Genomic DNA, 22,343 nt, shown 5'->3' with positions numbered 1-22,343 from the left:
TAAATAAAGTAAAATAGTAATCGTATTAAATACTAATAATAGTATATACTAATATAATTATTACCTTTGTATTCTAATGTAAAAACAGAATAAAATATGCCCAGTATTATAGCTATTCTAAATCACAAAGGAGGTGTCGGGAAGACGACTACAACCATCAACCTTGCCGCTGCCCTGCAACAAAAGGGTAAGAGAATTCTTGTTATAGACCTTGACGGACAAGCAAACCTTACCGAATCCTTCGGTTACTCTATTGAGGAGCCGAACACGGTATATGGAGCGATGAAAGGTGAGTATCCTCTTCCTCTTATAAAGACAGAAAGCGGCATTACTTTGATTCCTTCCTGTCTTGATTTGTCGGCAGCAGAATCAGAACTTATCAATGAACCGGGACGGGAAATGATTTTGAAGCAACTGATTGGTAAACTGCCTAAAGAGAATAAATTTGATTACATCCTTATTGACTGCCCCCCTTCATTGGGATTACTTACCTTAAACGCATTAACGGCAGCCAATTTCCTGATTATACCGGTACAGGCTCAATTCTTGGCAATGCGAGGTATGGCTAAAATTATGAACGTTATCAGTATTGTTCAAGAACGTCTCAACTCCAATTTGAAGATTGGAGGAATTGTCATCACCCAATATGACAAGCGCAAGACGCTGAACAAGAGCGTTACGGAAATTATCCATGATTCTTTCTGCGATAAGGTGTTCAAGACAATTATCCGTGACAATGTGGCTTTGGCTGAAGCACCGATTAATGGAAAGAATATCTACGAGTATAACAAGAATAGTAACGGAGCTAAAGACTACATGGCTTTAGCCGGAGAAGTCCTAAAACTAAAGTAAATCAATATGGGTAAAAGTAATTTATTAAAAGATAGTATGAAAGGTGGTCTTAATGGCCTCCTTTCATCAACCACTCCCTCTTCTACAGAGGATAAACCCGCAAAAGTTGCGACGGAGAAAGAAAAAGAGGCAGTTGTACACTGCAACTTCCTTATCAACAAAAGTGTTCATACCAGAATGAAATACCTGGCAATAGACAAAAATATGTCCTTAAAAGACATTGTGAATGAGGCCATGAAGGAGTATTTGGACAAGCACGAAAAGGAGTAATTCATGGGGAGAACAATCATAGTGACCGGTGGAGCCAATGGCATTGGTCGTTGCATAACGGAACACTTCGCATCAGAGGGTGACACTGTATATATCTTAGATAAGGAAGCCAAGCAGACCGTCTTAGTAGCCAATGAGATGCAACACAAAGGATGGAATGTCATTGGCTATATCGGAGACATAGCCGACAAACAAACCCTTATAGACTTTGCGGGACAAGTCCTTTCCGAGCATCCCGAAGGCATCCATTGCATCATAAATAATGCCTGCCTGATGCAGGGAGGTGTGCTGGACGGTTGCGAGTATGAAGATTTTCTTTACGTCCAACGGGTAGGTGTAGCTGCTCCTTTTATGTTGGCAAAGCTTTTCAAACACCATTTCGTCGGTCTGGGTTCTATCGTGAACATCTCTTCCACGCGAGCGTTCCAGTCACAACCCAACACGGAAAGCTATACGGCCGCCAAAGGCGGCATTACAGCCTTAACCCATGCGCTTGCCGTCAGTTTGTCCGGTATAGCACGTGTTAATTCCATTGCACCGGGATGGATAGAGACGGGTACACATCAGGAGGCAGCATTTGTACCTTCAAATGAAAGTGATTACCTACAGCATCCTTCCCAAAGAGTCGGTAATTCCGATGACATAGCCCGTGCGGTCGTTTTCTTGTGTGATGAGCGTAACTCATTCATCAACGGTGAGAATATTACAATCGACGGTGGTATGAACAAACTGATGGTTTACCACAATGATTGCGGATGGGAATACAAAACCCAATAATCAAGAATAAGAAAAAGACAAATGATAAAGCTCCGTTGCGTAGTAGAACGCATTACCTATCAGAATCCCGACAATGGCTATTCGGTGATGAAAGTCAATGTAAAAGGTTATAATGACCCTGTTACTTTGGTGGGTAACCTGCTGGAAGTTCCGGTGGGCAGTGTCTTGCTATGTGATGGTAATTGGAAAGTTGATAAGAAATACGGAAGTCAGTTTGTTGCAGAATCATGGGAAGAAGTCATGCCTGCCACCATTTATGGCATTGAGAAGTATTTAGGTAGCGGATTGGTGAAAGGTATCGGCCCAAAGTTCGCCAAGCTGATTGTGACTAAGTTTGGGCTGGAAACCATTGATGTAATAGAAAGCAACATCGAACGCCTGTATGAAGTGCCCGGCATCGGCAAAAAGCGTGTAGAGAAGATCGGTGAAAGTTGGGAAAAGCAGAAGGAGATCAAGAACGTGATGCTTTTTCTGCAAGGCTATGGAGTAAGTACCGCATACGCTGCCAAAATCTATCGGCAGTACGGCAAAGAAAGTATAGACAAGGTGAAGGACAATCCGTATCGCTTGGCGGATGATATATGGGGTATCGGCTTCAAGACCGCCGACGGTATCGCTGCCAAGATGGGTTATGAGAAAAGTGACTTACGCCGTTGTCGGAGTGGAATCCTTTACACGTTAAGCCAATTGTCCAATGACGGTCATGTATATGCGGAAGAGGAACAACTGATAAAATCCGCTATGCAGTTGCTTGAAGTCGAGGAAGAACCCGTAAAGCAGGCTATGACACAAATGATTGAGGCCAAAGATTTGGAACTGGATCAGGAAGCCATCTACCTTCCCCCTTTTTATTATGCAGAATGTGGTGCAGCCAACCGTCTTCTGGCACTGGTGGAAGCACTTGAAGCAGACAAGAAGAAGCCTACATTCAATCTTGCCGCCATTTCGCAAGAAACCGGTATTGAATACGACGATGTTCAGATCGCTGCTATCCGTCAAGCCGTAGAATCCAAAGTAATGATTCTCACTGGTGGCCCCGGAACAGGCAAAACCACTACCACACAAGGTATCATTGCCGCTTTGAAAACGGCAGGCATGAGTATCTTGCTTGCCGCACCGACCGGAAGAGCCGCCAAGCGAATGAGCGAGGCTACCGGCATGGAAGCCAAAACCATCCATCGACTGTTGGAATACAATCCGAAAGACGGATACAAGCGCAATGAAGAAAACCCGTTGGAAGCCGACGCTTTGATTGTAGATGAATGCTCCATGATAGACATCCTCCTGATGAATCATCTGATGAAAGCCATTTCTTCAGGAATGCGATTGGTGATGGTGGGTGACATCGACCAGTTACCCAGTGTTGGGGCAGGCAATGTATTACGTGACATCATTGATTCAAAGAAAATTCCTGTTGTACGTCTGACCCGGATATTTCGTCAGGCCCAGTCCAGCCGTATCGTGATGAGTGCCCACGCTATCAACAACGGCCAGTTTCCCGATACGACCAACGGCAAAGACACCGACTTCTTTTTTATCAAAACAGAAGACCCGAATCAAGTTGCTGAAAGTATTGTCCACCTGGTGAAAGAACGGCTTCCAAAAGCATATAGTCTGCCGTCGAGCAAAATACAAGTCCTTACGCCCATGCAACGGGGAGTAGTAGGCGCATCCAATCTAAACTTAGCACTTCAGGATGCGTTGAATCCCACATCTGTTTGTCTGAACCGGGGCGGCTATTCTTATCGGAAAGGCGACCGTGTAATGCAGATACGGAACAACTACGACAAAGGAGTATTCAATGGCGACTTGGGGTACATCGAAGAAGTAGATATGGAGGAACGTACTCTCATTGCCAGTTTTGACGGCATTTCGGTAGAGTATGAAGTTTCCGAACTCGATGAGCTCTCTTTGGCATACGCAACCACCATACATAAATCGCAAGGATCGGAATATCCGATAGTAGTCATGCCGGTATTGATGAATCACTATGTGATGCTTCAGCGAAACCTTATCTACACAGGCATTACCCGTGCCAAGAAAATTTGCGTGCTTATCGGTACCACCAAAGCGCTGGCTTGTGCCATCCACAATATGTCTGTTTTGAAACGCAACACCAAACTCAAGGAAAGGTTAAATCCATCATTGGCACTGAGAGCTGATAAGCCGGTTATAACTCCGAAAGTCATTCCTTATCCGGAACATTCGGAAACATCCTGTTCTATGGCGGCGGAAGATGCCGTTCCGTATGGAAATAAAGGAAAGTAAATGTGAAGACATCCTTTTTTATTTTCTCATGATTCTGTGCATGATTAATAAATTGGCCACAACGACAGCAAACCCAACTACCGCTAATAACATATTCATTTCGCAACTATATCGTTGAATTAGATGTACGATCCCCAAAGCGCAATAAGGCAGGAAGAGCAACGATGTAATTAGTCCCGGCACATATCTCCTTATAGCAATAGCCTGTGCGATATGCACAAGCAAATGAATGCTAAATCCCCAAAACAGGGCTAATAGCGGATAAGGAATATCATAAAGGAATACCACTAAAGCCACGATAATCAAGAGGAACTCTTCGACAATAATGATGATAAAATTCCTTGTGCTAATATTTTGCAAATGCCTGATGATTGGAGCTATCCGTGGAAGTTTATCGGAGACCAACCGCACAATATAAGGCATACAGTGCTTCCTCATCACAATTTCTTCCAAATCATGAAGCAGGAATACCAATGGCAGCAAAATGTATAGTAGTACTGTGAACATACAATGCAATTCTATATGAATCGAAAATAGCAAATCAAAGCAATCTGTATAGCCAATAAAATTGGCACACCAAGATAAAACTTCTTATGCTTTGTCTTGTGGTGGAACAATCGCATTCCACACAAAGCCCCCATGCTTCCACCTATAACAGCGAGCATGAGCAATGTCTTTTCCGGTATGCGCCACCATCCTTTTTGGGACTTGAGCTTATCTATACCAAACAAGACAAATGTAACAGCATTTATACCAAGTAGGTAGTATATCAACAAAAAATTTGTATTCATCATTTCATTCGATCTGCTTGCTGCCTTCACAAATCTCTGCCAGATATTCGATGAACTCTTTTTCAGCAGGCTGGTTGTCATAAAGATAAAGCAGTACCTCTTCCTGCGCAGCCTTGGATTGGTCCAAAATTCTCATAGCCGTCAGTATCATACCCTGGCTGTAATTAAAATCTTGCAACAGGCCGTATATGGCAGATTCTTTTGCAGTCATACCTATTCTATCGTTTCAATTAAAAAACTGACCGGACGGAATCCGTCATTACACGAAATCATGGCCGAATGTGGATTCTTCATCCAGCCGTCATAGAAATCCCCTCCCCCATGTGCTAATGTCATCACAAACGGCATCATGCTCTGCCATGCGCTTTCACACATCTCTTCCGGCTTTTGATTATCCACCGAAATGAAGGTTTGCCCTTCCTGCATATCGCAGGTATGCTCTATCGGATTCTCATACCGAGCTGATAAGTCGGCATGATTGACTTTACGAATGACTGTAATCTTAACCTTCTTCACCATTTTTGTCTTCTTTAGATTCTTCTTTATTCTTTCTTGGCCCAATCGGTCCCTTTGTATGTCCTCTGTTCAAATCAACACCGGCTGTATTCAATATCCTGAAGATGGAACTGCGGCTCTTGAACCCGCTTGTTTTCCAAATATCATCTATGGTATGCCCACTTTTATACATATTCACCACAAGCTTTGCTCTTTCTCCCTTATTATGTGCGGCAGAAGTAAGGACTTTGATTTTATTTTTCAGTTGGTGCTTATTATGAGCGGACTTTCGGTTGGCATTCACCTCTACGGGCAATAAAGCGATGGTTTGCAGTATATCTGACGTTTTGGTTTCGGGAAACAACTCATTCCCGGAGTCAATCTTATCATGGATAGAGATGATCCGGATGGCTTTCATCCGGCAGAACTCCAGGAAGAAAGCCAATTGCCGAGTACCCTGTAGTACATTACTCAGTTTAGGCACGACCAATTCATCACCCTTATGCAGATTTCCCAGCACCTTATTCCATAACGGACGAAGTTTCTCATGTTCCGGCTTCTCTTCTACAATCTCGCAACAACCGTAATTCTCCATCCATTCAATATCGGATTCAGCACCTTCATAATGAACGGAACGCATCAAATAGCCAACTTTTGCCATAGCTTACTCTTTAGATATGAAATTTGTGAGTAAAGTTACAATGTTTTCAATAGAACAAATCATACTCAAACTAAAAATGAGTATGATTTATATTTTTTTGCCATTATGCGGTGTCTGACAGAAACAGATATGCTTTTGTCTGAAACCTCGACGTATGCCGATATGAAAAGTTTCGGATAGCTCAAGCTTCCAAAACAGTATTCCGTCTATCAATAACTGAGAGCTTTTCATAGTGCGTTTTTGCTGCTATATTTTATCATCTAACTGATTTGTAATCAATTCTATAAATCAGACTTTGAGTATGATTATGTAAGAATGATTAAATCGCACAATCGATGATACTTAGCAGGATTTTAATACTATACATTTGCATTCAAATTTTAATCGGATAGACAATATGAAGCGATTTTCATTGAATAAAAATCTGCATCAATGGCAGATGAAATATACACAACGCGCAAAATGTGCTGTATCACTTTTCACCGGATGTGGAAAGAATCATACTCACATGTTATTGATACTGCTTTCCCTTTTATTCCTGCCAAGTTGTTCCTCAAAGGAAGGTCTTCATTTTCAAGATTCCAATGAGGCAATCAATGCCTACAGCAATCTGCTGCATAGAATCAGGCTATACGATCAGGCTTCAACCGATCTCATTATAGACTTAGCCCATGAATACCGAACAGTAAGTGATTCCGTTTTCGTCTGCATCAATCGGGACAGTATCAATAATAAGAATTATCACGCCAAGTCCGCATACGATGTAATCAACGACTCAATAATTATAGAGCTTGAACGTCTGATTGACGGCAGTTCCCGTAATTTCAAAGATTATTATCACGTTCTGGATAAATTATCCATCCGGGAACTACCTGAAGAAGTGGAAAGTTTGGCCGTGTCTGCTCACATTTTCTTTCATTCTATGGATTCGGTAGCGATTCATCCGGCTGATAAGCGCCATACAATACAGATTTACGAGAATACATTAAACTCAGCTTTGTCTCAAGGCATCCATTCAAAGCAGGATATTCTTCATTTCTTGAGGTCCGAAGATATCGCTTTCAGGCTATTTCTCGTACACTTGTCTTCTTGGGGAGACATGTCTCTTACCAACATTAAAACCAAAACAGAGCAACAGGTCAAAAGCATATTTGAATCATCAAATCGCCAACGGCCCATAATGAGTAAAACCGAAATAGTGGTACTCATGACCATGCGCAATAATCGACGGTTACTTCAAAACGCAGCCACTTGCGTGACTGACGCACATAAACTGAGCTTCAAGGACAGCAATCAGGCAACGGCATACCTATGGATGCTTCTCCAACCTTGGCTATCAATAGATGGCTTCTCCTATACACTGCTGTCACAAGAAGAAAAACAAGCACTTGAAAAATTAGCCGCTGAAATGCCGCAAGCTGTCAGTAAGTTGGAATCGGGACGTTTTCCTATTGACTTAAACGACCTTCCCGCACTTTTAATGAAAGCCTATATTGATAACTTATAAACCACACCCATATGCAACAGGAACATATCGAACGTTTCATCATGTTGGCTTCTTTGGAAATGCCCAATCTTATTGTCTCAACTCTTTTTCAGGGAGCGGAGTTATCCGATGAAAGCACATTGCTAACATTCTCTTTACCTCAAAAGTATTTATTGGAGGAATTGATTGACGAGCTGGAGGATCAGATGGAATTAATCCTTTTATACCACCACATCCCCTCGGAAGATACCATCTTTGGTCATCATTGTTGTGCGTATTCTAACCCACATTTTGGGCACATGTATAAAATCAATGCCATCGCAGATGAGCGTTGCAGGTGCGACACCCTTTACGTTACCCTGTATTCGTCATTGGAGGTCATGGGCGTTGAGTTACGTAATGAGCTGGTAGAGACAAACAAGCGTGGGCGGTTCATTTATAACCGCAAAATGGATGAACTGCTACGGGATTTTATCTGATATGATATGAAGACGGAGCTATATCATCAATTGGTCACTCTTATACACGCCACTTATACATGGGTGGATGTCATGGATGCCAGTGCAGAAGAAACCTTTAGTTTCCATACCGGTGGAAGCTTTTACCCCGTTCAGAGCCGGGTTTTGTGTCTGGTTGCCAAATGGTCTAACTACAATTACCCGAAAGGCCACTGCTGGCGTATTCCTGAATTTATGCTGGACAATGCCATACGAACGTTAAGTCAAAACGCATCCTTCAGAAAGCGTTGCCGGAAAGAACAACTTCTCTATACGGATGCGGAAGCTATCATCAAGGAAGCCTCTTTTGGACATATTATTTTAGAATTAGAAAAATAACAGAAATGATTACAAATAGCATACATATCCTATTACCCGTATTAGTACTCCTGATTTCCCTGTTTTACTACAAAGCAGATGGAAAGAGAATGACTAAATTTTATGTACACATGGCCTGTCGTCATAGCTGGCGTAAGTTCTATACACTCATGCTACTACTGATATTGTTGCTGTTTCATTTCAACTATGTCAATATAGCCCAAAGCGTGTATGACCTGGCTCCCTCATCGGTCGCCTTTATCTTTCTGTTCTCCCATCGTTTAACAGAGCGTATCATCTATTACCTACAGAGCAAAAGAACGCTTTTCGTCAGTGCCATCATTGCCATAGTCTGCCTGTTTGTTCCATTCTTCTTTTCGACAGCCGTCACGATAGAGATTCTGTTATTCGGAGCGATATTTTACCCCTCACGAAAAGTGCGGGAGAGAATTTCATATCCTGATTATCACAAGGAAATAATGGAGCAGCCAAGAGAAATACGACACTTCTATTACGAATGGAATGACTGTTAATTGGATTTCTTTTTTCGATGGCAATTGACTGTCACATGAAGGCATCAGGTTTTATCAATGAATAGGATTGTTTGGAAAACTTCTTTCGCATGATAGACATGCCCCAACAAGACATTCACAGCAGTTCGTTGTCAGTCACCATTCCTTTCAATCCCACGTTTTGGATCAAAACATAATTATTAAAATAGATAACATCCATGAGTGAAATTATTGCAGATTACCAGATAAAGGCAGACAAACTTCTGCTTGATTATCTTCGTCCCAGAAGTACAGACCGGGCATCGAAATTGGATGCTTTCTGTGAGCTGATGAACATGGCGATGAGCCAAAAGACCCAATCGGAAGAAACCCGGTTCGGTACCACCGTTCATTTGCATCAAGGACAGTTTACTGTGACTGTCACCGGTCTTGCAAAAAAATGGAATTGGCATAGGGTGACAGTCAAGTCCTTTCTCGATACGTTGGTTGCCATGAATTATGCTGATATGTTATCAGAGGGCAAATTCTTTGTGATAACCATGCGTTGTACCCAGCCGTCCGAGCATGATAAGAATGAGGTTCTGCTCACTAAAGATGAACAGCGACTTGTCAGATGGCTGAGTGGATATATTAGTGTAGAAGAGATGCTCTCTTCGGGTGTCGATTTTTTCAAGGATACCGACAAACTATTCAAACCGCAAATGTCAGATGGCAAAGCGGATACAGGGAAACGGCTTCACCAATTTATTTCGCATATCATCCTGAGTCACTCCAACCTTATACCGGAACAGCCCGCTGTGAATGGGGCACTCGCCACACTCTTTACCGAGCATTGCCACCATGACTTCATTGAATTCTGGCACCTGCTTTCTTTGGGTGGCGTTCTTTTTTCAAGTGCTCAAAGTCCGATCCTCAAACCGTGTTTGTCCGAACTTCCAGCTGAAGTCAAAAAGTTATCGGACGTAATCTTTGCGCACTACGGAACGATACTCCGGTCCGCACCCATTGAAGATGAAAAATAGAAACTACCGCAGACTTGTCATCTCAACAAAAAACAGAATGCCCCGCTTTAGCAAAATACAGCCTCATGAAGCCATTATCCTTCCCTCTTCGGTAGGATGTTCGCTTCGGAGGTCTTGACCTCTTGTAGGGCACAAGGCTTGCCTTTTCAGGCACAGAATTTATTCTGTGGGTAGCCTAATACCCCATTTGCAAAATTGCAATGGGAGAATAGGCTCTAACGAGGCAGCAAGCTGTGGAAAAAAACTAAAAAATATGGCGAAAGAAATGAAACAGGTAATGGATATTCGTGCCTCGAAAGGGATAACAGTTGGTCAAAGTAACGAGCATCAGCGTAAGTGGTCGGAGAAGGGCTGGAACAATGCAACTGCCACCGGGAACTATGACCGCAGCCGTGAGCCTCTCAATTTTGAGATTAAAAAGGGAGGGATTGTTTCCTCCGTCGATAAGCGTAAAAGCATTCCTCAACTGATGGCAGAGAACTTGGCAGAACGTGGCATCAAAGATCCTAATGAAGGTCGGGAAAAACCTAAGTACCGGACGGTGGTCAATTTCATTTTTGGCGGTACTCGTGAGCGCATGCTTGAAATAGCTTTCGGAAATCAAAAGGTGGATCTTACACAGGGTGCTGACAATTCTCACATAAAACGAAGCTCGGATATTGAACGGTGGGCACAGGATATGTACAGATTTGCAAGTGACAGATGGGGCGAGGAGAACATTGTCGCCTTCATTGTACATCTCGATGAAACCAATCCACATATTCACATGACTCTTTTGCCAATAGACAAGGACAAGAAATTTGCCTTCAAAAAAATGTTTGCCGGCAAGGATAAATATGAATACAAGGAAATCATGCTGGCTCTTCACGATGAACTAGCCAAGGTAAATGAGAAGTGGGGACTGAAGCGTGGAGACAGTATTGCCGAGAGCGGTGCCAAACATCGCACAACGGAAGAGTACAAGCGTGAACTGTCCGGTCAGTGTACCACCCTCGAAGGACAGATTGAGGAGAACAAGAAAATACTCAAACAGCTCTATGACGATATCCGGTTTGCGGAAAAGAGAGTCAAGGGTCTCACCACGATGACCTTGAATTTGGAACAGCGAAAAGATGAGTTGGAGAAAGAAATTGCCGCTGTTAATGAAGAATTGAAAAACGGCAAAGGGAACTCCGAAGAGTTACATGAACGAATCAAGAAACTGGATAATGACCTTCAAAAAGTATTGGATAATTTGGCGGACAAACAGGCAAAACTGGAACAAGCCAATGAACAGTTGGATGAGTTGAAAAGCCTTAAAGACAAGGCGAAGGATATGACAGAACAATACCAGCAGCAGCTTAGGCTTTCGACATCCAATCTGACCCAACAGGTACGCTTTAGATTGGCAGATGTACTTTTGGATGACCTGATCAGAGATTTCAAATTGATTTTGCCAACTCTCAGCCTTGGAACGAAAGAATCATTGGACGATTCCTTGTTACAAGATATGGCGGAACGAGGCGAAGATATTATCAAATGTGCCATATTCTTATATGCCAATCTGGTGGATCAGGCGACCAACTTTGCGAAAGGACACGGAGGAGGTGGAGGAGGAAGCGATCTCCCTTGGGGACGCAAGGATGATGAGGATGACCGGGCTTGGGCACGTCGTTGTCTGATGATGGCTCATCGGATGATGAAGCCAAGTGGCAAGAATATCCGAAGATAGTTTCTGAGTATGATAACAGGTATGATTTTTACTCAAAAGCAGAACGCAGGTTAAATACAGATTGATTGGAAGCAGAACCTTTCTTCACTCCATTTAGATACAGTTTCTTTGCTTCGTATTTAAAACTAAGATTACAATGATAAAGAAAATAGTTTTGATTTTACCACTCGCTTTGTCGCTGAACGCGCAAGCTGGTAATGCACACCTTTTAGATAGTCTTGTTGTTCATAATGCTTCTTTGGAGATGCTCGAACCAATTGAACCGTCCTACCTTGAAAATATAACTTCTGCGAGGATATGGAATGGCAATTGGTTCTTGAGCATTTCCGGTGGAGCTTCCGCATTTGTCGGTTCTCCGTTAGGTTGTGCTGATTTGTTCGACCGGATAGAGCCTACTTTATCTGTTTCGGGAGGAAAATGGTTCACGCCGGCCATTGGCGGTCGAGTTTCCTTTCAGGGATTCAAACTTAAAAACAGCTTGCTGCATACCCAATCATACAAAAGTGTACATGCTGATTTTTTGTGGAATGTATTGTCTCACCATTACAATATCCGTGACCAGCCCAAATGGAAGATTGTTCCCTATGCAGGACTTGGCATCATACATAACGAGAATAATGGGAACAGTCCTTTTGCCTTCTCTTATGGCGTGATGGGGCAATATCGCCTTACTCAAAGGATTCACCTGATTATGGAACTTGGCGGCACTACTACATTTAAGAACTTTGATGGTCGCGGCGTTTCCAATAGATTCGGTGATAATCTGATGAACCTCACAGCCGGCCTATCTTTCTCCATTGGAAAGGTAGGCTGGAAAAGAGTGGTGGATGCCAGTCCTTATATAAGGCAGAATGAATGGTTGATTGAGTATGCCTCTTCGTTAAGCGATTGCAATTCACTGTTGGCTAAGCAACATAATGAGGATGCGGAATCAATCGCTGAATTGAAAAAGATTCTGGAGATTGAAGGATTACTTGATTTGTATAAGAATCGTTCAGAGAATGAGGAAAAGAAAAACCTCTCAAAGAAACTTTATCCAAAAAACGATTACAGCGGACTTAATTCCCTTCGCTCAAGATTGAAGGGTATTCAGTGGCCAGGTGATTCACTCAGCGGTGATTCTATTCAAGGCAAAAGTTTAACAGAAAATTACAAGTTTGGAAGTTCTTCCGAATACCAATCATCATTACAAGGTTATCTTTCCGATCTGTCAAAAGGAAAAAGTTGCATAGGCGCACCTATCTTCTTTTTCTTTGAGTTGAGAACAAATCACCTTACGGATGCTTCTCAATTGATCAACTTGGATGAGATTGCCAGGATTGCAAAACAATACAATCTGAGTATTAGGGTTTGTGGAGCTGCTGATAGTGCTACCGGAACATCTGATGTTAATCGTAGTTTAGGAGCCAGCCGTTCCGAATATATTTACTCACAGTTGTTACATCGGGGCATTGATAAAAATCGAATCTCAGAGGTCAATAAAGGAGGGATTGATACCTATACACCGAAGGAAGCCAACCGACACACTTCTGTGATGCTGTTCTTTAAATAACAAACAACATTCGAATAATAACTTTTTTCGTAATAAATAAAACAGTTGCAGAAGAGGCTTGCTCGTGAGAGTAGGTCTTTTTTTAGTTAACAAGTGAATGTTTTGGAATGAAACTACCGCATATCTAAAAATTAGCGGTATCTTTGTGCCATATCAATTAGTAATGGAAACAAATAAAGATATGCTGAAAGATGGATTTATAAAGTCTTGCGATACGGATAGAAAAACGTACCGTAAGTTGCTCCATGCAACAAAAGAGGGTGAAGTAACCCGTTTGAAGCGTGGTGTCTATGCGACAGAAGATGCTTTGGTCAATACGATGATAGACATAGAAAAAATCGTTCCTGGCGGAATACTCTGCCTCTATTCAGCATGGAATTTCTATGGAATGACTACCCAGATTCCATCCGCTCATTATATTGCTATTAACCGTGACCGCAAAGTGGTAGTTCCTGACTTTCCGGATATTCAGCTTGTTTACCAGAATGCGAATATACTTTCTATAGGATGCACTGAAATCCAGATACAGGATTTTAAAATATGTATCTATAATAAAGAACGGTGTGTTTGTGATGCTATTAAATATCGGAATAAGATAGGCATAGATGTAATGGCAGAAGTGCTATCTTCCTATCTAAAAGATTCCGGCAGAAATATTGAACTTTTGCGCACGTATGCGGAACAACTACGAGTTCTGACATCTTTGCGACGTTATTTGGAAATACAATTATGAATACCCATACGCCTAATTATGGTCAATCGGTTAAAGCTCGGTTGCTCAATCTTGCGAAACAAGAAAACATTCGTTATCAGCAGTTGGTAACACGTTATTTTCAAGAAAGACTCCTTTTCCGTCTTTCATTAAGCGAATATCGCACTCACTTTGTCCTCAAAGGTGGTGCCCTCCTTTACGCATACGACCGTTTCGCAGCCCGTCCTACATTGGATATAGATTTCATGGGCGACCGTATATCCAATGATCTGGAAAATATTAAAGCTGTATTCCGTTCTATATGTGATATTCCGTATGAGACAGACGGTGTACATTTCCACGCGGACACACTTACAGCAGATACAATCACAGTAGAGAAGGAATATCCAGGTATCCGTGTTTCACTGATAGTGACACTTGATTCTATCCGTCAATCCATTTACATGGACATAGGATTTGGAGATATTATCATTCCGCAACCAGAAGAATTGGACTATCCTATATTGTTGGCTGATTTCCCGTCAACCAACATTATGGCTTATTCCCTGGAGACAGTAGTTGCAGAGAAGTTTCAAACAATGGTTGAGCGTACAACTTTCAACAGTCGAATGAAAGATTTCTTTGATTTGTATCGCATTTGTTCAACCCAATCACTTGATGATATACTGCTTCAAGAGGCTATCCGCGCCACTTTTGAGAACAGAGATACTCATTATTCGGAAAATCATATTCTTTTTTCTGATAAATTTGCTCAAGATACTGAATTGAATCAGCGTTGGAATGCTTTCTTGAAGAAAATAAAATATGAACCGACCGTGTCATTTGCAGAAGTAACGAATCGCATTACTCAATGGTTGAAACCTTATTGGGAATTTCTAAAAGGTTGATGTATGACGGATGAATTGATTCTGAGTATTGTTTTCCCTGCAATCTTATTCATTATTTCTTTCATGGGAAAGATAAAGACATATTGGAGAAATAAAGCAGCTAATGCTTTCTTCGTTGTGGGGCAACATGCTAAGACCAAAGAAGAGCGTATTTGGGGGTACAGAAATTCTTTACTGGCCAGCAATGAAAAAGCAGAGAAATTTTATGTGATAGCCAATATAGAAAACTTTATGCAAGAGAAGCCTCTCACACCTTTTCTTATTAGCAATGGCGTTGCACACCATAAAATTCCATGTATTTTTGTGGATTACTATATCCCATCAAGATACTCGGACTTTAGTAGCTGGCAACAAAGGAAGTTTACGCAAGCCGTCTATTCTTTCAAGGATGGAAAAGATACTTGTTCCGGACAGTTCAAAGATGCCATTTCTCGATTGGAGTTAAAAGAAGACGTATTGGTTCTCTTTATGCCATGCAGCTCAAAGGGAAAATACATGGCTCGTTTTGCACGCCTGGCCAAAGCACTGTCTTTTGTTGATGGACTGAACCCTCAATTATTCAGTGTCACTTATCTTAATGAAAGAGATAGCAAACATTTATCTACGGATAGAGACAACATTACTGCGAGTTCGAATATTGTAGTCAATTCTGATATTATAGGCAAAAAAGCTATATTGGTGGATGATGTCATCACCACTGGTAAAAGTTTACGGGAACATATAAAAGAATTGGCTATGTTTAATGTTGAAATTGTTGGCGCGGTATTTTTAGCTAAGACGATACAATATCCATCCTCCCTATCTTCTATTAAGCGGAAAGCCCGTAAAGAAGAACCGAATTGGTTTAGAGATAAATATTTATAGTCATGGCGTACAAACAATAAATACTGATTATCGTGTCGTCATACTCATCAGAACGATTATTGCATTGTGGTTGCGTTGTTTTTTTGATTTTCGTGTGTAAAAGCGGAAAGTTACCTCGTTGCCAAAGCCCGTAGCGAAGACACCACCGAGCAAGAGCAGCAGATAGACGAAATGGTATTTGCTCGGTATGAATTAACAGAAAAAGAATGAATCCCTATAAAAAAAGAATGAAATGGAAAATGCACCTGTAAAGTCGCTAATAAAGAGCAAAGAACAATTGTCTGATATTTTAAAAAAGCTTCTATGCACTAACAGCCAGATTGAAATGGATGTGAAAGAGTTTTTTGATTGTATCAGGACGAGTGATTCTTCTCCAAAAAAAAATATAACTTTCACCAACTGTGATTTTCATCTCTCAAATGAAAAGGACAAACAGATTGGAATGTCTTTGGACTATGATATCAATTTCAAAGAATGCTATTTTTATACTTCCATAAACTGGATTAGCATTGGTCTGAAAAGTGGTTATGAAGAAAGCGGAATTAAATTCAACAACTGCACTTTTAAGGAAGAAATAAGCATAAAGGAATTATATCAGCAAGTAAACTCGTCCAAAATTATACAATTAAGTTTTAGCAACTGCACAATCAACAAATCATGCACAATAAATTCACTCCGAAGCAATAGTAACATATCGGGCAAAGGCATACATATTCTGTTTTCTCATAATACTATAAAGGACGATTTAATTATTAGCAAGTGTGACCATTTGATTGCAACTTTTAAGAATAATCGTTGCGACCAAATAGTAGTAGAAGGCTGTTTTATAGAAGAAATTGAACTAGAGGATAATTCTGAGTTTCATGTAAATCAGTGTACCATCAATCAAGAAACCAGCTTTAAAAATAATTTTCAATTTTTCTCTCAAACCACATTTAATAAAGAGTTCAATTACCAAGGAAACAATATAGACACACTTCATGCCAAAGAGTGTGTGTTTAAAGATCTCGTACGTTTAGACGATTCTCGTATCAAGGAAATTTGTTTTGATGATTCGACGTTTGAAAAGAAACTGTATTGTTCGAACGCAGCGATAGACAGGATGTCTTTGAGCAACTGCAAATTTTATGACACAGTGAAATTTTACAATATCCTCAATTATATTAGGTTTGCAGACTTTTCTACGAGCACAATCAAGGGTTTATTCTTATTCGATGGTTGGGATGGAAAGAAAATACTTCTTGAAGCAGATGCAGTTGTGGATTTTTCGAATATCTTTGTTGAGAGTGGTGGATATTTGATAATTAAGCACATTAACGAGCCAGAAAATAATCATGGAGATTTTAAATTTACATCGGCAAATATTCTTGGTAACGTTGTATTTACTAATGTTACTGCTCGAAGCCTTGATTTAAAGTTTTCATCTATAATTGGTGCTTTTAATGCTCAAGACATAAATATTTCAAACTTTACTAATAGACATACGCTGCTTAGTCTAAAAAATGAAGCAATGAAGCGTAGTGATTCAATATCGGCTTTAAAGTACAGAGCAGCAGAAATGAAAATGTACAGAATGGAATTAATGGAAGAAACGAAAAATATAATTAAGAGTATTCACAGGCTGTATTCTGTTATAGAATTAAGTATTATTTCTGCATTCTTAGTATTAGAGTTCATATTCCTTACTAATGAAATGTATCAATTTTTTTTTCTCACAGGTATATTAGCATTTTTTCTCATATTTGCGCGAATTAAGAAATCGAGAATTGATGCTTTGGATAAAACTTGGCTGAAAGTCTTTAAACAGATTCCTATTACAGATATTCTCTTACTACGCTTTAACACCCTCTCAAACAAAAACGGAACCAGCTGGATGCGTGGACTCCTCTTTACAACAGGCGCAGCAGCCTCATTTTACACATTATATGCCTACTCGACCGGGGAGATAGTGTGGTCTGCCGATGCCAGTAGTTGGATAATTTTCAACACCATATATTGGAAAGAAGTTCTGGGCTACTTATGGCTAGTCGATTTGGATGGATACAAAAATATATTTGATGACACAAAAGATATCTCGCTTAAAAGTGCCTTCATATTCCTATTCGGCAAAATATTCATCGCCTACGGCATCTATCAAACCATCTCTGCCTTCAGGAAGTATGGCAAAAGCTAATAAAGTTGGAGATAGCGAAGCAGGAGAAGAAAAAGACGCAAACATTACGGTAACTGTTAAAACAGCACTTCCTATTGGGCGAATATAGAAAAACTATCAGCTTCTCTATATTCGCGCATTGGAAAATAGCGAATATTCTTTAATTAAAAACACCTTTTTTGCTATTTTTTTTTAACAGACAAAGCAACATGCAAATTATCAAATAATGTACAACAGAAAATTAGCCCTAAATCCTATTATCTTCCCCTCCTGCAATACACCTCTTCCTCAACCTCTTCCACCAACTGCCTTTCTTCGCGTGCCACTTCATCCAGGATACCATCATTATCCACATCCCCAATATCCGCTTTCTCGTGTTGGTATTCCGACATCTCAGAAAGTTGCTCATGAACACCTTGTAGGTTGGCATCAAGAGTAAAACTGTGGTCATATTCAAAAGAGTGCTTCACAGCGAGGCCGATATTGGTGACAGTACCGACATCGAGGTGGTCAGTCTCTTTGTTGTACTGTACCTGCAACACATTTCCATTGTCCATCTCAAATATAGGCATACGTTTGGCTGTCATCTCGACAAACTGCTCGGCTACCATATTCTTGGCTACTACCTTCACGTCCTTTGAGGCATCATTGGGTAGTCCATAACGCTCAATCATGCTGTGTACTTCCTGCTCAGATACTTTACGCATGATTTCGTAGGTACCGCCAACACTGTTGTTGTAGACCACCGCATAGTAGTCATTCTCATCCAACAAATCATCACCACGGTTCTGGATTGGTGATTGGAAGGTATACTCCAGGTCGATGGCTTCACCTTGGTCATATTCCTTTGCCTCTTGCAACAACCGATCATAGTCACCATTCTCATGCAGTCGGTCTAAAAGCTGTGTGTCATCAGCATTTTGGAGGTAAGCCACTGATACATAAAAGCTACGCCTATCCTTGCTTTCTCCACTCTTTTCCGTAACATTCTGCTGTACAGAGTTCTCATTGTCTATCTGTTGTGTAATCTTGTCTAATTGCTCTATTATCATGCCCGATGCCCGTTTCACATCAAGCAGAGTCGTCTTGATAAAATCCGGTGATTCCTTCAAGCTATTAAGCCAGGACTTCAGGTATGCAGCCGATTCGTCCTTTACATTCTTGGATATACCATACCGCTGCGCCACCAAAGCACTACCCAGCTCGGCTACCAATTCTTCGCGAGCATATTCTTCCGACCCGAATGCACTTGGTTTTATCCTATTCAGTCGACTCTCTGAACCCGTGCTATGCGTCATTTCATGAAAAAGTGTACCTGCGAACGACTCCCCGTCCACAAACTGCGCCTTTTCCGGCATCACAATCCTATCATTCAAGATGCTGTAGTAAGCCCTATCCTGATGTTTCAGTTCAATGGGACAAACCCAGCCATTGTCTTCAATCATCTTATCAACGGCAGGAAACGAAAAGCCCTCACCATTCAGCTCTGGTTTTACAAGCTGATTCTCTGCTTCAATCTTCGCATAGAGTTCAGGGCGTGCCTCTTTCATATTAGTCTGATCCACATTGAACACAGAATAGACCTGCATTTTCGGGTACACCGAATAACGTTGTTTCTCTCCATCCGACAGTTTCTTGTAGTCATCATACTTTATCTTAGACTTGGTATCCTTATCCACCACAGTAAATGTGGTAATGAAAACAGGGAATGACTTTTCTCCTTTCTGTACGCTGACTTGTGGTAGCGGCTCTCCATTCTCATCTTTCAGCGCTGTCCGGTTCCCCTGTTTATCCTTCTGGTAGTTCAGCCCAATCACCCTGTCAAAAGTACAATAAACAGGCAGCTTGTACCCTTGCTTTTCAGCATAGAGCATCAGCATCAAAGCATTCATTCCATTGTAATCACGCCCCGACAGGTTCTTGGGCCATTTCATCGTTCCTTCGGTAAACCACGGTTTCTTCCAGTCACTTTGCAGATGGTTTATTTTTTCTATCATCAGCTCTGCAAAACGGTCCAATGCTTTATCCTCTGCACTGGGTCCATCCGCATTAAATTTCTTCTTATACGCCATAACTAAAAAGGTATTTCTTCATTCGACTTTCAGGCATCCTGTTTGACCCATTCACTGATCTCTTCCACTCTGCACCCCAAATTGATTTTATCCTGGTAAATGGATATTTCCAGAGTCCCATTGATATGAACCTTTCCTTTGGGAGTGAGAAAAGCTTCATGTTCGGGAGCGAACCGGATAAAGCGAACCCAAGTATATTCAAAAATATCTCCGTCCTTTTCGGTACTGAAAACCGAGAATATCAGATACTGCCTGCCTTTCTTATCCGTCTTTTCGTCTACCTGTTTACCAATTGTTCCTTTAAACTCCATACTTCCGGCAATGCCATCCTGATTGTTTACTGGACTGAACTCCACCGAGTCCGCATGAAAATTGAAGTAGAAATTACTTTCTCGTTTTCTGAAAGTCAGACTTCCTTTCAATTCCACCCGTGTACCGGATGAATACTGTGCGAGTTCATTGCTGTTACCTTCCTGAAGCACACTCACCTCCACTGCTTTGCAGGAATCCCCGTCCTTTGAAGACACATTCACTTTGACAGCAAAGCTGATGTATGCCTTACCTTCTTTTCCGGTGCGCATCGACGCTGCACGACTGATGACACCATTGACTGTTACATTACACTTAATCATAAAATTCAGTATTTAAAAATGATTTATTCGTCCGACATTGAGGCGTGTTTCGTCTCATAAATAGTCCATGCCAGCCCGATGATAACTACCGTCATGTATGCCACTGAAGCCATTAACCCGAAACAGCTATGTATGGCATAGCGGATAGCCCAGGCACAAGCAATCACTATAACGATGGCCAAGATTAATCCTATTGTCTTCATCGTATCTGTAGATTTTGGTTTTCCTGCTGACTGGCATTTTGCTCATAGTTGCGTGAAGCCTGTTGCGTCAGCAAGGCATTATTCACTATACCCGCAATGCGTTGCTGTTTATCGGCATCTGACAGACCTGAGTCGCCAAGAGTGCTTTGCAACCGGTTCATCTCGACAGCACTTAGTTCATGGTTATAACTATTCTTTCCGTCATTCATTTGTAGAAGAGCTTTCCCGTTCTCCTGAATGCTCAGACTACATTCTTTTAACGACAGCATCAAGGTGGACAAATCCACCTGTTTTTTTATAGCAGAGTCCGTAGCAGCCTGCATTTTCTCTTCTTCCGATTTGCCATCAATTTGCACCGCCAATGCCATCAGCGAGGTAAACAGAGTTGTTACCAGTTCCATAATCGGATCACCTGATGACATTCCCACTCCGCTGTCTTCTGAGGACAGCAACTTCTTCATCCAATCTTCCGGTGATAGTGTGGTGTCAATCTGTGGATTTTTACCGGGTGCCGCCTCCTTGTATTTGGCCAACAGATCTGTTCCATTCGATAAAGCTTGCAACTGAATATTCCCTTTTTGCCCGATTTCCGCCAGGTAAGCGGCCGGGTCAATATCTCTCGATGTTCCATCCGCAGTGATCTGTTTCACTCCGAAATGTAGATGCTCACCCGTTGTCCGTGTACCGGTATTGCCTGATATACCTATTTTCTGACCAGCCTTCACTTCGTCTCCAATCTTCACGTCAATGGAAGAAAGATGCAGATAATTGATTTGGCATTTATCCCCGTTTTCACGTTGATACTCCAGTGTGACCGATTTACCGCCGGCGGTGTGAGCATTCTGATTGACTGCTACGACTTTCCCATGATTCTCCGTTGCCAGCATATCATCTAGTTTGGTTTGGATGTCAATGCCCTTGTGCATTTGTTGTTTGGACGAATCCATCGGATCTGTACGCATACCGAACTGTGAAGTGACCAACATAAACTCATCTCGCTTCAAAGGAAATGAGTAGCTATTGTTATCCATTGCATAACTATCTGATTTTCTATTATTACTACTTATAGTATCTACTATATCACTATTTATAGTACGAGAATTTTGTTCCGTTCCAAACGCTAGTCCTTTCGCTTTCATCTCTGCCATTACCTGTTGGTCATACTTTTGCAGACCATTCTTTTCAATGATGCCGACAAGACTGGAAGCATATTTCCCTGCCGTAGCATAACCGGCTTTCTCCAACCCTTTAGACCAACCCCGGTAATCGTCAGGTGACAGTTTGAAACAACCTGCATACCGCTGATTATTTTTGAGAAACTGACTATGGTGTTCATACGAGTTACTCACACTGCCATAACTACAAAATTTCTCATTCGGTTTGTCATCCGTATAAAGACCGTATTTGCCACCACCAGCTATCCATGCCGGTGTAGCCTTGATACCAAAATGGTTATTCTCATTACGTGCCAACTGGCTTTGCCCGTTACTGCTCTCTATGATACCCTGCGCCAGCGTGACAGAGGCAGGGATGCCGTATCTCCGCATTTGTTCCATAGCGTATTCAGCATATTCTTCCGCATAATCCTTATTCTTGCTCATGATTCAAA

General features: G+C 41.5%; 24 protein-coding genes. 15 read left to right on the top strand and 9 right to left on the bottom strand.

Translation table 11 applies throughout. From position 1 onward, the window contains the following. The first annotated feature begins 96 nt into the window (after positions 1-96). Genes TY03_RS15825 through recD2 form a run of 4 tightly spaced genes read left to right on the top strand, consistent with a single transcriptional unit; the run spans position 97 to position 4,167 of the window. A complete protein-coding gene (locus tag TY03_RS15825; RefSeq protein WP_042371700.1) occupies positions 97-852 on the top strand; it encodes a ParA family protein in 756 nt (251 codons plus the stop codon). Between the two features lie 6 nt (positions 853-858). Further along, the gene (locus TY03_RS15820) at positions 859-1,122 is read left to right on the top strand and encodes a hypothetical protein (protein WP_042371698.1); all 264 of its coding nucleotides are present in this window, start codon (positions 859-861) and stop codon (positions 1,120-1,122) included. 3 nt (positions 1,123-1,125) lie between these two features. Beyond that, positions 1,126-1,899 (top strand): SDR family oxidoreductase, encoded by a 774-nt coding sequence (locus tag TY03_RS15815; RefSeq protein ID WP_042371697.1) that lies wholly within the window; start codon positions 1,126-1,128, stop codon positions 1,897-1,899. A 21-nt stretch (positions 1,900-1,920) separates the two neighbouring features. After that, on the top strand, positions 1,921-4,167 hold the full coding sequence (gene recD2 / locus TY03_RS15810) for an SF1B family DNA helicase RecD2 (RefSeq protein ID WP_042371696.1): 2,247 nt from the start codon (positions 1,921-1,923) through the stop codon (positions 4,165-4,167). Positions 4,168-4,185: 18 nt separating this feature from the next. Here recD2 and TY03_RS15805 read toward each other — a convergent pair whose 3' ends face one another. The 5 genes from TY03_RS15805 to TY03_RS15785 are packed head-to-tail and all read right to left on the bottom strand — an operon-like array spanning position 4,186 to position 6,114. After that, positions 4,186-4,674: an HXXEE domain-containing protein gene (locus TY03_RS15805; protein ID WP_042371694.1), complete on the bottom strand. Its 489-nt coding sequence runs from the start codon at positions 4,672-4,674 to the stop codon at positions 4,186-4,188. An 11-nt stretch (positions 4,675-4,685) separates the two neighbouring features. Further along, a complete protein-coding gene (locus tag TY03_RS15800; RefSeq protein ID WP_042371846.1) occupies positions 4,686-4,958 on the bottom strand; it encodes a DUF1294 domain-containing protein in 273 nt (90 codons plus the stop codon). A gap of 4 nt (positions 4,959-4,962) precedes the next feature. Further along, positions 4,963-5,169 carry a hypothetical protein gene (locus TY03_RS15795; protein ID WP_042371693.1) on the bottom strand — a complete coding sequence of 69 codons (207 nt, stop codon included), beginning with the start codon at positions 5,167-5,169 and terminating at the stop codon, positions 4,963-4,965. Positions 5,170-5,171: 2 nt separating this feature from the next. After that, entirely contained in the window at positions 5,172-5,474 is a 303-nt protein-coding gene (locus tag TY03_RS15790; RefSeq protein ID WP_042371845.1) for a TIGR04076 family protein, read from the bottom strand. Continuing rightward, entirely contained in the window at positions 5,461-6,114 is a 654-nt protein-coding gene (locus TY03_RS15785; protein ID WP_042371692.1) for a recombinase family protein, read from the bottom strand. The genes TY03_RS15790 and TY03_RS15785 overlap by 14 nt, the downstream gene beginning before the upstream one ends. 397 nt (positions 6,115-6,511) lie before the next feature. On the opposite strand from TY03_RS15785, the gene TY03_RS15780 reads away from it, so the two are divergent. The 11 genes from TY03_RS15780 to TY03_RS15730 all read left to right on the top strand — a co-directional run bounded on the left by TY03_RS15780 (position 6,512) and on the right by TY03_RS15730 (position 17,848). Next, on the top strand, positions 6,512-7,621 hold the full coding sequence (locus TY03_RS15780) for a hypothetical protein (RefSeq protein ID WP_042371691.1): 1,110 nt from the start codon (positions 6,512-6,514) through the stop codon (positions 7,619-7,621). A gap of 11 nt (positions 7,622-7,632) precedes the next feature. After that, entirely contained in the window at positions 7,633-8,079 is a 447-nt protein-coding gene (locus tag TY03_RS15775) for a hypothetical protein (RefSeq protein ID WP_042371690.1), read from the top strand. 6 nt (positions 8,080-8,085) lie between these two features. Continuing rightward, on the top strand, positions 8,086-8,436 hold the full coding sequence (locus TY03_RS15770; protein ID WP_042371688.1) for a hypothetical protein: 351 nt from the start codon (positions 8,086-8,088) through the stop codon (positions 8,434-8,436). Between the two features lie 5 nt (positions 8,437-8,441). Then, positions 8,442-8,948 (top strand): hypothetical protein, encoded by a 507-nt coding sequence (locus TY03_RS15765; RefSeq protein ID WP_052332514.1) that lies wholly within the window; start codon positions 8,442-8,444, stop codon positions 8,946-8,948. Positions 8,949-9,145: 197 nt separating this feature from the next. Then, entirely contained in the window at positions 9,146-9,949 is an 804-nt protein-coding gene (locus TY03_RS21560) for a hypothetical protein (RefSeq protein ID WP_052332513.1), read from the top strand. A 253-nt stretch (positions 9,950-10,202) separates the two neighbouring features. Further along, positions 10,203-11,660, top strand: a complete 1,458-nt coding sequence (mobV, locus tag TY03_RS15755; RefSeq protein ID WP_042371840.1) for a MobV family relaxase — start codon at positions 10,203-10,205, stop codon at positions 11,658-11,660. Positions 11,661-11,796: 136 nt separating this feature from the next. After that, positions 11,797-13,212: an OmpA family protein gene (locus tag TY03_RS15750; protein WP_042371686.1), complete on the top strand. Its 1,416-nt coding sequence runs from the start codon at positions 11,797-11,799 to the stop codon at positions 13,210-13,212. Between the two features lie 163 nt (positions 13,213-13,375). Beyond that, complete coding sequence (locus tag TY03_RS15745) at positions 13,376-13,945, top strand: type IV toxin-antitoxin system AbiEi family antitoxin domain-containing protein (RefSeq protein WP_081713120.1); 570 nt, start codon at positions 13,376-13,378, stop codon at positions 13,943-13,945. Then, positions 13,942-14,811 (top strand): nucleotidyl transferase AbiEii/AbiGii toxin family protein, encoded by an 870-nt coding sequence (locus TY03_RS15740; protein ID WP_042371684.1) that lies wholly within the window; start codon positions 13,942-13,944, stop codon positions 14,809-14,811. Before TY03_RS15745 ends, TY03_RS15740 begins: the two co-directional genes overlap by 4 nt. Positions 14,812-14,814: 3 nt before the next feature. After that, a complete protein-coding gene (locus tag TY03_RS15735) occupies positions 14,815-15,675 on the top strand; it encodes a phosphoribosyltransferase family protein (protein WP_042371682.1) in 861 nt (286 codons plus the stop codon). A 232-nt stretch (positions 15,676-15,907) separates the two neighbouring features. Beyond that, positions 15,908-17,848: a hypothetical protein gene (locus TY03_RS15730; protein WP_042371680.1), complete on the top strand. Its 1,941-nt coding sequence runs from the start codon at positions 15,908-15,910 to the stop codon at positions 17,846-17,848. Positions 17,849-18,084: 236 nt separating this feature from the next. Here the strand turns inward: TY03_RS15730 and TY03_RS15725 are convergent, their stop codons facing one another. The 4 genes from TY03_RS15725 to TY03_RS23130 are packed head-to-tail and all read right to left on the bottom strand — an operon-like array spanning position 18,085 to position 22,335. Further along, entirely contained in the window at positions 18,085-19,899 is a 1,815-nt protein-coding gene (locus TY03_RS15725) for an ArdC family protein (RefSeq protein WP_042371678.1), read from the bottom strand. A 29-nt stretch (positions 19,900-19,928) separates the two neighbouring features. Continuing rightward, complete coding sequence (locus tag TY03_RS15720; protein WP_042371677.1) at positions 19,929-20,531, bottom strand: single-stranded DNA-binding protein; 603 nt, start codon at positions 20,529-20,531, stop codon at positions 19,929-19,931. 23 nt (positions 20,532-20,554) lie between these two features. Further along, on the bottom strand, positions 20,555-20,734 hold the full coding sequence (locus TY03_RS15715) for a hypothetical protein (protein ID WP_042371675.1): 180 nt from the start codon (positions 20,732-20,734) through the stop codon (positions 20,555-20,557). Then, entirely contained in the window at positions 20,731-22,335 is a 1,605-nt protein-coding gene (locus tag TY03_RS23130; RefSeq protein ID WP_042371673.1) for a glucosaminidase domain-containing protein, read from the bottom strand. The genes TY03_RS15715 and TY03_RS23130 overlap by 4 nt, the downstream gene beginning before the upstream one ends. Positions 22,336-22,343 lie beyond the last annotated feature (8 nt).

The organism is Bacteroides neonati, assembly GCF_000499785.1.
Taxonomy (GTDB): Bacteria; Bacteroidota; Bacteroidia; order Bacteroidales; family Bacteroidaceae; genus Bacteroides; species Bacteroides neonati.
Note: the sequence above shows the minus strand (reverse complement) of the source record. Positions and strands in the feature narration are given on the sequence as shown.